The sequence below is a fragment of the Pandoraea soli genome, from assembly GCF_902459595.1.
Lineage (GTDB): Bacteria > Pseudomonadota > Gammaproteobacteria > Burkholderiales > Burkholderiaceae > Pandoraea > Pandoraea cepalis.
In genome coordinates this window covers 64,069-76,652 of the sequence record NZ_CABPSG010000005.1, presented here as the reverse complement: position 1 = coordinate 76,652, position 12,584 = coordinate 64,069, and the positions used below count along the sequence as shown (strand labels likewise).

Genomic DNA, 12,584 nt, shown 5'->3' with positions numbered 1-12,584 from the left:
CATGACTGACTGCCTCGCGAACCGAACGGTCGACACCCTTATCACCAACGTACGTCTGGCGGACGGCTCCGGCGCGCCCATGACCGACGCGCGCTTCGACGTCGCGCTGCGCGACGGCCGTATCCACACGATCGCCCCCGCCGGTGCGCTTGCGGGCTGGCACGCCGCGCAGCAGATTCGCGGCGACGGGCAGGTATTGAGCCCGGGGTTCATCGACGTGCACACACACGACGACACGAACGTTGTCCGCACGCCGGACATGACGCCGAAGCTCTCGCAGGGCGTGACGACGGTCGTGGTCGGCAACTGTGGCATTAGCGCGTCGCCGGTCACGCTCAAGGGCGATCCCCCCGATCCGATGAACCTGCTGGGCGATGCCGACGCGTTCCAGTACCCGACGTTTGCCGCCTACGTCGCCGCGCTCGACGCCGCGCAGCCCGCGATCAACGTAGCGGCGCTCATCGGTCACACGGCGCTGCGCAGCAACCATATGGACCGCCTCGACCGGCCCGCGACCGAGTCCGAAATCGAAGGCATGCGCGCGCAACTGCGCGAAGCGCTCGAGCATGGCGCATTGGGCTTGTCGACGGGGCTGGCCTACGCCAACGCGAATGCCGCGCCGACCGAGGAAGTGCTCGCGCTCGCCGAGCCGCTCGCCGCGGCGGGCGGTCTCTATGCGACGCACCTGCGCACGGAGTTCGCCGAGATTCTCGAAGCGCTTGATGAAGCCTTCCGTATTGGCCGTCATGCCCGCGTGCCGGTCGTTGTCTCGCACCTGAAGTGTGCAGGCGTCGATAACTGGGGACGCAGCAAGGAGATTCTAGACGCGCTCGATCAAGCGCAGCGCTTCCAGCCGGTCGGGTGCGACTGCTATCCGTACACGGCCAGTTCGTCGACGCTCGACCTCAAGCAGGTGACGGACGACTTCGACATCCTCGTGACGTGGTCGCAGCCGCATCCGGAACAGGGCGGCAAGCTGCTCGCGACGATCGCGGCCGACTGGGGCGTCGATCTGTGGGAAGCGGCACGACGACTGCAACCGGCAGGCGCGGTGTATCACTGCATGGAAGAGGACGACGTGCGACGCATTCTGCAGCATCCGGCGACCGTGGTGGGCTCGGACGGACTGCCGAACGATCCGTTGCCGCATCCGCGTCTGTGGGGCGCCTTCCCGCGTGTGCTCGGTCGCTACAGCCGCGAGCAGCAGCTGTTCCCGCTGGCCGAGGCCGTCCACAAGATGACGGGACTCTCCGCCGAGCGCTTTGGTCTGACGGACCGGGGGCTGGTGCGCGAGGGGTATTGGGCCGACCTGGTGCTGTTCGATCCGGCCACCGTGGCCGATGCCGCGACCTTCACCGATCCCATGCAGCCTGCGTACGGTATTGCGGCGGTGTGGGTCAACGGCGTGCTGGCTTGGCAGGATCGCGCTCCTACGCAGAATGCACGAGCCGGACGCTTCGTGCGTCGCGGCACGCCGCAGCCGGTGCTTTGAACAAGTGAAAGTGAAACCGTTTTGTCGAAAGGAGCAATGATGAGTATCAAACGATTTGGCGTGGAAGGCGGGCAGGGCACTGGCGGGCAACGCATGCCGTTCGCGCGCGCGACCGAAGCCGATGGCTTCCTGTTCGTCTCGGGCCAGACCCCGATGAAAGACGGCGAAGTGATCGACGGGGGCATCGTTGCTCAGTCGCATCAGGCCATCCGGAACATGTTGGCGATTCTCACCGAAGCGGGCTACGGCGCCGAGCATGTAATGCGCATTGGCGTGTGGCTCGACGATCCGCGCGACTTCGCGTCGTTCAACAAGGTGTTTAAGGAATACTTCGGCGATCATCCCCCGGCACGCGCTTGCGTGGTGTCGAGCATGGTGATCGACTGCAAGGTGGAAGTGGACTGCGTGGCGTACAAGAAGCCTGCCGCCTGAGGGCGCGGGCAGCGGCCGGCGCATCACCTGACGTGATGGCGCCGACCGGGTTATGTCTGGCAAGAGACCACGCCCGCATCTCCCGGGTTGCGGCGGCGCGTCGCGGTGCGGTCAAGCGTGGTGCTGCCCGACCACGTTCAGTTGCCCCACCGACATCTGAGTGAAACCCGTTACGCTGACGGCACCCGTGAGTTGCGGTGTGCAACCGCTTCTGAGCGAGTGCCTCATCGGGCGAAGATGTTGCATCACCCGCTTCGGTTCACGCATCGAAGCGCGACTCCATATGACTCCATGTGCCCGAGCCCTCCCTGCACTGGCGCACCCACAGTAACTCGACACTTCCTTCCTCGCGAATGAGAAGTCGGCCGGGCAGGATGCCAATCCCCGAGGACGTACCCCGATGTCGGTTCTCGGGATGTCGATCGGATTAAGAGCCATCCCATATACGGCGCCAGCCACTTTCTTGCACAATGCGTGGCTTCGAATCTGATCGATTCCTGTCGACGATTGACCTTGTCGTGAGAAGCATTGTTCTCTGCAAAAATCGTAAGAATATCGTAGTTTGTAGTTTGTATAACTAATTAATTATAATGAATATAACTATTTCCTCGATGCGCATGATCTGGGGAGCGCGGGTCTTCTTCTCGACGCTGAATGGTTGAGGCGCACGTTAGCCGTGGCGCTGGAAGGATTTGGCGTACTAGATGTCGTCAGCTAAAAATTTGATGGCGGCGGGAATGTAACGAGGAGCTGCCGAAAAAATCACGGGTCTTTGGCAGATACGTACTTGCCGCGGAGTTTAACCATTCATCGCGACTATTTATGAGTGCAAACATCCAAAAAATCTATCCAACCACCGAGGCGCATCGCGTGAAGCGAATTGCGTGCAGGGCATCATATGCGCCGGAAGTTATTCACGCAATTCTCGATTCGGGCTATGTGTGCCACATTTCGTTTATCGAAGCAGACCTACCTCAAATCATTCCCATGACCTATTGGCGAAATGGGGAGCACGTCTATTTTCATTCCGCTGCACACGGGCGGTTCGCGAATGCTTGTAGATCAGGCGACGTTGCATTATCAGTCACCTTAATGGATGGACTCGTCCTTGGTCATAGCCCCATGAATCACTCGGTGAATTTCAGGTCAGTCATTCTGCATGGGAGACCGGAGGTCATAAGTGGCCGTGAAAGCAAGCGGGGCGCTATGCGCGAATTCTTTCGTCAGACGTTACCCGGGCGATGGGAAACGCTGCGTGACGTTCGCGACGACGAAATTGATTCAACGGCCGTATTTCGGCTGTCGCTCGATCAGGTGGCCGCGAAGGTTCGCAACGAGTTTTCGGATCACGAGGGTTATATGCCGGAAACTCCGGTTTGGACCGGAACCCTCCCATGCTCGACAGTCTTTCGACCGCCCGTGCCAGATCCTCGATTTCCGCCGCAGACGTTGCCGGACTATCTGGCCGAGTTCGTCGGAAAGCCAGAATTTTTCGGGCGGGTTGATGGGGCGTGATGAACGCTTGGCGCAATCCGTAAGGACCGCGACATGCGGGCCATGCATTGACGGACACTTCGGTACCCGTTTCGCAAAGTTTACGGTTTGACTTCGATGGCGGGCGGCGTCGAGTGCGCGCAGTCTTCAATCTCCTAACCCAAGAGGAGGTGGACTGTGACACTAGGAGCAATTCCCGGAAGTGCGCCGACGATGCACGCACCGCGGACGGACGTCGAGGCGGTCGATGCGCTACAGGCCGTGATCGATTTTCCGCCAACGCCAGACGACGTCCGTTCGCGCTCTCAAAGCGCGAGCCACGTCAACACGGTGGGATGTACCAGTGGGCTCGCGGGGCTGGCAACGCTCGTCTTCGGACTGGCGGGACTCGCGGCCGCCGTCTACGTCTGCGTCGAGGCCAATAAGCCGGTCGGTAGCCCCTCTCGCGATACCGGGGTCGGACAGCTGGGATATGGCTTCGGTGGGACCGTGGGCACCCTGGCGGGCATGCTGGTGATGTATGGCGTCGGTCAGGTGTGCTACGCCGCGGCGAAGCGACGTGATGCGCGGGAAGCGATGGAGCTGAGCGAACAGGCGCAAGTCGAGTCGACGATGGGAGGATTCCGCCCGTGAGTACGTTCGAGATTCCCCAGGACAATCGACCATCGTCGCAGCATATCGCCAAGGAGATCGACGAGGCGCTCGCAGTGGTGCGCGACGCGCAAAAGCAGCAGGCGGCGATGGGCATGCCAACGCCCGGCGCATGGGACGCGATGCAGTGCGATGCCGCCTATCGCTGCGGTTATGGGGCTTACGAGCGTGGCGACTACGCGCAGGCGATCGAGTGCTTCGCGCCGCTGTTGTCGGCATGCCCGCTCGAAGCCGACTACGCGGTGGCGCTGGCGCTCTCGGTGCAACGGCTGGGTGAACCCAAGGCGGCGCTGTCGCTGTTCATGGCGGCGGCGTTGTTGGACGAGGCGTCGCCAGGCCCGATGTATCGCGTCGGCGAGTGCCTGATCGAGTTGCGCCAGTTCGACGCGGCCTATCGCGCCATGAAGGAAACGCTGCAACGCTGTGCCGGTCTGCCCAAGTATGCCAACGTGGGCAACGCGGCCCGCCGGATGATGGCCCGCGTCAGCTTCATGCGCTGACGTCCCTCCAGATGTGCGCGGATTGGCGACGGGCCTCATCAACCCGTCGCTTTTTTTCGCCCTCGACTTATTGGCGAGCCGTGCGGGCGTTGTCCGGCATCGGCAACGTGAAGTTGGTGCGGAACGGGTTGATATCGAGTCCGCCACGGCGCGTGTAGCGTGCATAGACGGCCAACTGGGTCGGTCGGCATTGGCGCAGGATGTCCATGAAGATGCCTTCCACGCATTGCTCGTGAAAGCCCGTGTGGCGCCGATACGAAATCACGTACTTCAGCAGCCCTTCCTGATCGATGGGCGAGCCAACGTAGCGAATCTGCAAACTGCCCCAGTCGGGTTGTCCTGTCACCGGGCAGTTGGACTTGAGCAGATTCGAGACGAGGGTTTCCTCCACGGGCGCTTCGCCCTGCGCGGCCTTGAGCAAGGTCGCATCCGGCGAATAGATATCCGTGTCGATATCGAGCCGATCGACGAGCAGGCCGTCGAGTTCGTCGAGTTCGAGCTTGGCGAAGCCGCCCGGCTCGACGAGACGCACCTGTACCGCCGCGCCCGCGGCTTCGGACAGATCCTGCTGAATCAACGCCCGGGCGGCATCGGCGTTGGCCAGTTTGGTTTGGGCAAACGAGCCGAGATACAGCTTGAACGATTTCGACTCGATGATGTTCGGCGAATCGGCCGGCACCATGGCGGTGAGTAGCGCGATCTGCGGCTTGCCCTTTTCATTGAGCCACGAGAGTTCGTAGCCGTTCCAGATGTCCGCGCCGAAGAACGGCAGGACGTCGGGTACGCCGATGGCCGCGCGCGCCGGGGCACGCGCGATCGCGAAGAGCAGGGACGGGTCGTATTGCTCGGTGTAGGCAACTTCCTTGCCGAGCGGAGATTGGTCAGGCGTGGTCATGGTTGGCAATGCCACTGATCACGTGTCCGGTCGGGCTCACCCGCGCGGCGGACTCGCAGTGGCGTGTCTGATCGTCAAAGAAGAAATCGGGCTCGAATTCGCGCAGGAACGCGCCCTTGTCGAGCCCACCCAGGAACATCGCCTCGTCGATGTCGATTTTCCAGTCCATCAGCGTGCGGATGGCCCGCTCGTGGGCCGGGGCCGAGCGCGCCGTGACCAGCGCCGTGCGGATCTTGACCGGCACTTCGTGGCCCGCCAGGCTCTGCAGGCGATGCAGGGCCTGCAACAGCGGCTTGAACGGTCCAGGCGGCAGCGGGGTCGCGGCACGTTCGGTCTCGTGCTGCTGGAACGCGTCGAGGCCATTGCGCTGGAAGACCCGCTCGGCTTCGTCGGAGAAGAGCACGGCGTCGCCGTCGAAGGCGATACGAATTTCGTCGGGATGCAGCTCGGCTTTTTTCGCCGAGTCGGGATAGACGCGCGCGGAAGGAAAGCCCGCCACCAGCGCACTTCGCACGTCGCGCTCGTTCGCGGAGAGGAACAGGTGCGCGCCCAGCGCGTTGAGATAACCGAACGGATCGCGCCCGCGCGTGAAGACGCCACGCTCGATCTTGAGGTCGACCTGACGCGCCGAACGAAACACGCGCATGCCGCTCACGGGATCGTTGCGCGAGAGGACGACGACTTCCACGCGGTGGCTGTCGATCTCGTTGCCCTGGTTGAAGGCGAGGAGCTTCTGCACGAGCGGGAAGGCGACGCCCACGCGCGCGGGCACGTCGAGTCGGTCGAGCTGGTACTGCCGGTACGATCGGTCGTCGCCGCCGGCCACCCCGGCCTCGTACACGCGGTTCTCTTCTTCGAAGTCGAACAGCGCGCGCGAGGATATCGCGACAACGAGTTTGTTCTCGAGCGTGATCGGCATGGTGGCAGCGAAACTTCTGTCGTGAGGCGGTGAGCGGCGGCGTCTATCGGGCCGGCTTAAGCGAGGAACAGCTTGTAGACCGGGTTGTCGCTCTCGTCCCAGTAAGGATAGCCGAGCGTGGCGAGGAAGTCGCGGAACGCGGCCTTCTCGTTGTCGGGCACCTGGATCCCCACGAGGATATTGCTGTAGTCGGCCCCCTGGTTCCGGTAGTGGAACAGGCTGATGTTCCAGTTCGGGCTCATGGCCGAGAGGAATGTCATCAGCGCGCCCGGACGCTCCGGGAACTGGAAGCGGTACAGCACTTCATGGCTGGCGAGTGCGGAGCGGCCGCCGACCATATAGCGGATGTGCTGCTTGGAGAGTTCGTCGTTGGACAGGTCGAGCGTGGGAAACCCGTGGCGTTCGAAGCCGGCTTTGATGCGCTCGCCTTCGTCGCGGTTGTGCATCTGGATACCCACGAAGATGTGGGCGCTCGACGCTTCGCTGATACGGTAGTTGAACTCGGTCACGTTGCGGGTGCCCACCACTTCGGTGAAGCGCTTGAAGCTGCCGCGCGCTTCGGGAATGGTGACGGCGAACACGGCTTCGCGGGCTTCACCGACTTCGGCACGTTCGGCCACGAAGCGCAGGCGGTCGAAGTTCATGTTGGCGCCGGAGGTGATCGCGACGAGCGTTTCTCCTTTGAGCTTTTCGCGCTCGGTGTAGAGCTTGGCCCCGGCCACGGACAAGGCGCCCGACGGTTCGAGCACGCTGCGGGTGTCCTGGAAGACGTCTTTGATGGCGGCGCAAAGTTGGTCGGTGTCCACGCGCACGACTTCGTCGAGATAGGCCGCGCACAGGCGGAAGGTCTCGGCGCCGACGTATTTGACGGCGGTGCCGTCGGCGAAGAGGCCGACGTCGCTCAGCAGGACACGTTCTCCAGCGTGGATCGATTGAGCCATGGCGTCGGAGTCGACGGATTGCACGCCAATGACTTTGATCTCGGGCCGAACGGCTTTGACGTAGGCCGCCACGCCCGCGGCCAGGCCGCCACCGCCGATGGGCACGAAGATGGCATGCAGCGGTCCCTGATGCTGGCGCAGAATTTCCATGGCGATGGTGCCCTGGCCGGCGATGACGTCGGGGTCGTCGAACGGGGGCACGAAGGTCAGGCCGCGTTCTTCTTGCAATGTCATCGCGTGGGCGTAGGCGTCGCTGTAGGAGTCGCCCGCGAGCACGACTTCGACGGCGCGCCCGCCATGGGTCTTCACGGCCTCGACTTTCACCTGCGGCGTGGTGACGGGCATGACGATGACGGCCTTGCAACCGAGGCGCGCAGCAGAGTACGCGACGCCTTGCGCGTGATTGCCCGCCGATGCGGTGAGCACGCCGCGCTCGCGGTCGGCTTCGCTCAGGTTGGCCATCTTGTTGTATGCGCCCCGAATCTTGAAGGAGAACACCGTCTGATTGTCTTCGCGCTTGAGATAAATTCGATTGTGCAGACGCATGGAGAGCGTGCGTGCGAGTTCGAGTTCGCTTTCTTTGGCGACGTCGTAGACTTTGGCGGTCAGAATCTTCTTCAGATAGTCGGGAGCTGCGTCGGACATGATTTAAGGCTTCTTCAGGTTAGGCACATCGAGGAACGAAAGGACAATGATAGACCAGCACGTCCGCCGGGGCGGTCGCGCTTGGTTTCTCGGGAAAAAACGGGAAAGGAGAGTGCGCGCCCTAGCGAAGGTCGTCTGGGGTGTCGATGTCGCGCACGATTCCGGCGTCGTCGACATCGACGATCGTAATGTGCCCGCTAATCAACAGGTCGCGCGCGCCGATGTCGCCATCGAGGGCGCTCAGGCGCGATGTCAGGGCAGAACCGAACGCGACCGGGTGGCCGCGTTGTCCCTGGTAACTCGGGGCGACGATGGCCTCGGGCGACGTGAGTCCGCCGATAATCGCGCGAATGGTGTTCGGATGAATGTAGGGCATGTCGGCCAGCGCGATGAGCCAGCCGTCGAGATGTTCGAGCCCCGAGGGCGGCGCTTCGTCGACACCGGACCGGATGCCGGCGGCGAGCGTTGCGCCCATGCCGCGTTGAGTGGCGTGGCTCATGACAACTTCGCAACCGGCTTGCAACAGCACGCTCTCCAACTCGGCCGAGTCCGGGCGTACGACCGCGATGACGCGCGGCAATACGGCCAGCAGCGCGTGGGCGCTGGCAAGGGCAACGGGTCGGTTCAGAGGATCGCCAGGCAGCGGCGCGAGCAGCTTGTTCCGGCGCCCCGCCGCATCGAAGCGGGTACCGAGTCCGCCTGCCAGTAGAATGGCCACGGGCGGCGTCGAGGGTCGGGTCATGGTCGTGCATTATGCGCCAGACTCTTTGTTTCTGCCAAACGCGTGTGCGTACCCTTCATGCGGGATGCACCGACCGTCCGGTCGGTCATGGTGGCAGGGTTACCGCCATTTTTTCGGTCGTTTTTGTCTTTTCCCGGAGTTGCATGGAGTCGTTCATCACCTGGCTGCTCGGCGTGCTGGCCCTGCCCGGCGTCGGCTTGCCGGCCATTTTCCTGGTGTCGTTTCTGTCGGCCACACTTCTGCCCATGGGCTCGGAGCCCGCGCTGTTCGGCTACGTGACGCTCAATCCAGATATGCTCTGGACCGCCATCGCTGTGGCCAGCATAGGCAATACCGCTGGTGGCATGCTCGACTGGTGGATGGGCTTCGCCGCTCGCCGCGGCTTCGTTCGCCTGAAAGCCCGCCGACGCGCACACGCCCGTACCGCCGCACTCGCGGGCGGCCCGATGCCAGAGCCCGCCAGCACGAAGCGCCCCAACGGACAAGCCCCGATGAACGAGCGCTATCACCGCTGGATGCGCCGCTTCGGCCCACCCCTGCTCCTGCTCTCCTGGCTTCCCGTGATCGGCGACCCGCTCTGTACCCTCGCCGGATGGCTCCGACTGTCCTGGCGCGAATGCCTCTTCTTTATCGCCGTCGGCAAGACGCTTCGCTATGTCGCCGTCACGTTTCTGATGCTGCGCGTGCCCGAGTCGTTTTGGCACGGCATCTTTGCGCCCTTTAAACACCTGCTCATTGGCTGACGACCGGGCTGACGCCTAGACTGACACACACACCGGTGGTCCTGCCCCGCGCTTCCTTCTTCCTATGCCCGAGAGGCCGGACCGGGGCCCCTTTCCGCCTCTCAGACATAAACCCAACTCGCTGCAGAAAGGGGCCCCGGTCCGGCCAACCGTCACGCTTTCCCAAACCCAATCCGCCCGACGTGCGCTTGCGCTACGCCTTGCCTCCTGCTCCGTTACGCCTTCGTCAGGTCGAACGGCAACGCCCGCATCCGCTTTCCCGTCAACGCAAATATCGCGTTCGCATACGCCGGCGCCAACGGCGGCAATCCCGGCTCACCCATCCCCGTCGGGGCATCCCCCGAACCCACAATGTGCACACCGATTGCCGGCATGTCGGGCAAACGCGCCACCATGTATTGATGGAAGTTGCTCTGCTCAACTTCTCCATCCTTCATCGTGATCGCCGCACCCGGTATCGTCATCCCCAACCCCATCAAGGCCGCCCCCTCGACCTGCGCCGCCACCGTCAACGGATTGACCGCGAAATTGCAATGCACCCCCGCCGTCACGCTCACCAATCGCGGCATTTCATTTCGCATCTCCGCTACGACAACGTACGCCACCACGGAATCAAACGACTCATGCACCGCCACACCCCACGCCTGGCCCGACGGTAATGCCGTCTTTCCATAGCCGGAACGTTCAACCGCCAACGCCAACGCCTCCCGGTGTCGTGGATGCTTGTCACCCATCAACCCATACCGATACGCCACCGGATCCTGACCCGCTTCCTTCGACAATTCGTCTATCAATGTTTCCATGACGTACGCCGTATGCGTGTTGCCCACGGACCGCCACCACAGCACCGGCACATTGACCTGCGGACTATGCAAGGTGAGCCGCAACGGCACCGCATATGGGGTGCCCGCAATGCCCTCGACGCTGGTGCCGTCGATGCCGTTCTTGACCATCATCTTTTCGAACGGCGTGCCCTGCAAAATCGACTGACCCACGATGGTGTGATCCCACGCCAGCACGTTGCCCTTGGCATCCAGGCCGATCTCTGCACGATGGACGTACATCGGACGGTAGTAGCCGCCACGGATGTCGTCTTCCCGGCTCCAGATCACTTTCACCGGCTCACGATGCCCCGCACGCCGCCACGCTTTCGCCACCTGGGCCGCCTCGACGCCATAGTCGGACGTCGGGACCGCGCGGCGGCCAAATCCGCCGCCCGCCATGAGTGTGTGCAGTTTGACCTGCTCGGGCTTGAGGTCGAGCGTGCGCGCAATGGCGGCCTGGTCGACGGTCTGGAACTGCGTGCCGGTCCACACTTGCGCGCCCTTGTCGGAAAGCTGCACGGTGCAGTTGAGCGGCTCCATCGGCGCATGCGCCAGGTACGGGAAGTGGTATTCGGCAACGAGGGTCTTGGGCGCACCCTTGAGCTTGGAGATGTCCGCGTCGATCGCGACCGTGCCCGGGGTCTTGGCCGTTTCCACGTATTTGGCCAGTTGCGCAGTCGTGTCGACATGCTCGACGCCCGTCGTGTCCCACGTGGCCTTGAGCGCGTCGTGCCCGGTCTTGGCCTGCCAGTAGCCATCGGCAATGACGGCCACGGCGGTGCCGCCTCGGTCGTCCGGGATCTCAAGGACATCGCGCACGCCCTTGACCGCCCTCGCAGCTTTGGCGTCGAACTGCTTCACTTTGGCACCGAACACGGGCGGGCGAGCAACGACAGCAACTTTCAGGTTCGGCAGCTTGAAGTCCATGCCGTACATCGGCACGCCCATGGACTTGGCCCGCGCGTCGAGCCGTCCCGTCGGCTTGCCAAGCAGGCGGAACGCCGAAGGTTCCTTGAGCGCGACATCGGCCGGCACCGGCTGCGCCTGCGCGCGCGCGGCAAGACTGCCGTAAGTGGCGCGCTGGCCGTTCGGGCCGAGCACGACGCCGTTCTCGGTACGCAACTGCGCCGCCGGCACTTTCCACTGCTGCGCCGCGGCCGCGACGAGCATGGCCCGCGCAGATGCGCCAATGCGCCGGTATTGCAGCCACGAATGCGCGACGGAGCCCGAGCCCCCCGTCATCTGGATGCCGAACACGGGGTCTTTGTAGACGTCGGCCGCCGGCGCCAGCTCGCTGCGCACTTTGGCCCAGTCGCAATCGAGTTCTTCGGCGACGAGCATGGGCAGCGCCGTCTGCACGCCTTGTCCGAAATCGAGGCGGTTGACCTGGATGGTGACGGTGTCGTCCGGGGCAATGCGCACGAAGGCCGAGGGCACGACGGGCGTGGCGGCCGCGCCCTGGGCGCTGGCTGCTCGCATGGCGCCGGGCAGCGACATTTCGAGCATGAGGCCACCGGCCGCAAGCGCTGAGGTCTTGAGAAATACTCGGCGCGTCAGGCCGGCGAAGTCGCCCACGGCGACGCCAGGGCGCGGGGAAAAGCGAAGTTCACGCATGGGTATCTCCTCGCCTCAGGCCAGCGACGCCGCAGCGTCTTTGATCGCCGCACGAATGCGGGCGTAGGTGCCGCAACGGCAGATATTGCCGGACATGGCGGCGTCGATCTGTTCGTCGTTGGGCTGTTTGTTCTCGCGCAGCAACGCCGTGGCGGACATGATCTGGCCGCTCTGGCAGTAGCCGCACTGGGGCACGTCGTGCTTCACCCAGGCGTTCTGCACAGCACGCCCGACGGCGTCCGCCCCGACGTTTTCAATGGTGGTGATGGCTTTTCCCGCGACGGCGGAGACCGGGGTAATGCAGCTTCGGATGGGCGCACCGTCGAGATGCACGGTGCACGCGCCGCACAGCGCCATGCCGCAACCGAACTTGGTGCCGGTCATGTTGAGCGCGTCGCGCAGGGTCCAGAGCAGGGGAGTGGCCGGGTCGACATCGACCTGCACGGCACGGCCGTTCAGTTGAAACGAGACCATAGAGACACCTCTTGACGGGTGGAGAGACCGGGGATCGGCAAAACATACTCCCATTTGGTGAAAGTTTCAGCGCAGGCGTGTGTCATAAGTCGTTGTATCGATTCGGATATAGCGGCCGGCAGGAATGGCGGCGATATGGCGGGAATATGAAGGGACCGGCGCTCGTGTAGGGGCGGTCAACGCGGCAGTGAACGCGCCGGAGCGTCGGGAAGGAGGGG

The 12,584-nt window shown here is 63.5% G+C and carries 12 protein-coding genes; 6 read left to right on the top strand and 6 right to left on the bottom strand.

Annotated elements, in window-relative coordinates; all coding sequences use genetic code 11:
- The first annotated feature begins 1 nt into the window (after nucleotide 1).
- The 5 genes from PSO31014_RS10675 to PSO31014_RS10655 all read left to right on the top strand — a co-directional run bounded on the left by PSO31014_RS10675 (nucleotide 2) and on the right by PSO31014_RS10655 (nucleotide 4,569).
- On the top strand, nucleotides 2-1,492 hold the full coding sequence (locus PSO31014_RS10675) for an N-acyl-D-amino-acid deacylase family protein (protein ID WP_150551603.1): 1,491 nt from the start codon (nucleotides 2-4) through the stop codon (nucleotides 1,490-1,492).
- A gap of 45 nt (nucleotides 1,493-1,537) precedes the next feature.
- Nucleotides 1,538-1,924, top strand: coding sequence for a RidA family protein (locus PSO31014_RS10670; RefSeq protein ID WP_150551830.1), 387 nt, complete (start codon nucleotides 1,538-1,540; stop codon nucleotides 1,922-1,924).
- 822 nt (nucleotides 1,925-2,746) lie between these two features.
- Complete coding sequence (locus PSO31014_RS10665; RefSeq protein WP_150551602.1) at nucleotides 2,747-3,439, top strand: pyridoxamine 5'-phosphate oxidase family protein; 693 nt, start codon at nucleotides 2,747-2,749, stop codon at nucleotides 3,437-3,439.
- Between the two features lie 156 nt (nucleotides 3,440-3,595).
- Nucleotides 3,596-4,051, top strand: coding sequence for a hypothetical protein (locus PSO31014_RS10660; RefSeq protein WP_150551601.1), 456 nt, complete (start codon nucleotides 3,596-3,598; stop codon nucleotides 4,049-4,051).
- Nucleotides 4,048-4,569, top strand: a complete 522-nt coding sequence (locus tag PSO31014_RS10655; protein ID WP_150551600.1) for a CDC27 family protein — start codon at nucleotides 4,048-4,050, stop codon at nucleotides 4,567-4,569. The genes PSO31014_RS10660 and PSO31014_RS10655 overlap by 4 nt, the downstream gene beginning before the upstream one ends.
- 67 nt (nucleotides 4,570-4,636) lie before the next feature.
- Here the strand turns inward: PSO31014_RS10655 and queF are convergent, their stop codons facing one another.
- The 4 genes from queF to PSO31014_RS10635 all read right to left on the bottom strand — a co-directional run bounded on the left by queF (nucleotide 4,637) and on the right by PSO31014_RS10635 (nucleotide 8,711).
- On the bottom strand, nucleotides 4,637-5,464 hold the full coding sequence (gene queF, locus PSO31014_RS10650; protein WP_150551599.1) for an NADPH-dependent 7-cyano-7-deazaguanine reductase QueF: 828 nt from the start codon (nucleotides 5,462-5,464) through the stop codon (nucleotides 4,637-4,639).
- Nucleotides 5,451-6,383 (bottom strand): 5'-nucleotidase, encoded by a 933-nt coding sequence (locus PSO31014_RS10645; protein ID WP_130024935.1) that lies wholly within the window; start codon nucleotides 6,381-6,383, stop codon nucleotides 5,451-5,453. The genes queF and PSO31014_RS10645 overlap by 14 nt, the downstream gene beginning before the upstream one ends.
- 56 nt (nucleotides 6,384-6,439) lie before the next feature.
- Entirely contained in the window at nucleotides 6,440-7,969 is a 1,530-nt protein-coding gene (gene ilvA / locus PSO31014_RS10640) for a threonine ammonia-lyase, biosynthetic (protein ID WP_150551598.1), read from the bottom strand.
- A gap of 121 nt (nucleotides 7,970-8,090) precedes the next feature.
- On the bottom strand, nucleotides 8,091-8,711 hold the full coding sequence (locus PSO31014_RS10635; protein ID WP_150551597.1) for a nucleotidyltransferase family protein: 621 nt from the start codon (nucleotides 8,709-8,711) through the stop codon (nucleotides 8,091-8,093).
- A gap of 143 nt (nucleotides 8,712-8,854) precedes the next feature.
- Here PSO31014_RS10635 and PSO31014_RS10630 point away from each other — a divergent pair, with 143 nt between their 5' ends.
- Entirely contained in the window at nucleotides 8,855-9,454 is a 600-nt protein-coding gene (locus PSO31014_RS10630; protein WP_150551596.1) for a YqaA family protein, read from the top strand.
- A 215-nt stretch (nucleotides 9,455-9,669) separates the two neighbouring features.
- On the opposite strand, the gene PSO31014_RS10625 is transcribed toward PSO31014_RS10630, so the two are convergent.
- Together PSO31014_RS10625 and PSO31014_RS10620 are read right to left on the bottom strand one after the other, a co-directional pair.
- The gene (locus PSO31014_RS10625; RefSeq protein ID WP_246176584.1) at nucleotides 9,670-11,892 is read right to left on the bottom strand and encodes a xanthine dehydrogenase family protein molybdopterin-binding subunit; all 2,223 of its coding nucleotides are present in this window, start codon (nucleotides 11,890-11,892) and stop codon (nucleotides 9,670-9,672) included.
- Between the two features lie 15 nt (nucleotides 11,893-11,907).
- Nucleotides 11,908-12,366 (bottom strand): (2Fe-2S)-binding protein, encoded by a 459-nt coding sequence (locus tag PSO31014_RS10620; protein ID WP_130024938.1) that lies wholly within the window; start codon nucleotides 12,364-12,366, stop codon nucleotides 11,908-11,910.
- Between the last annotated feature and the right edge of the window lie 218 nt (nucleotides 12,367-12,584).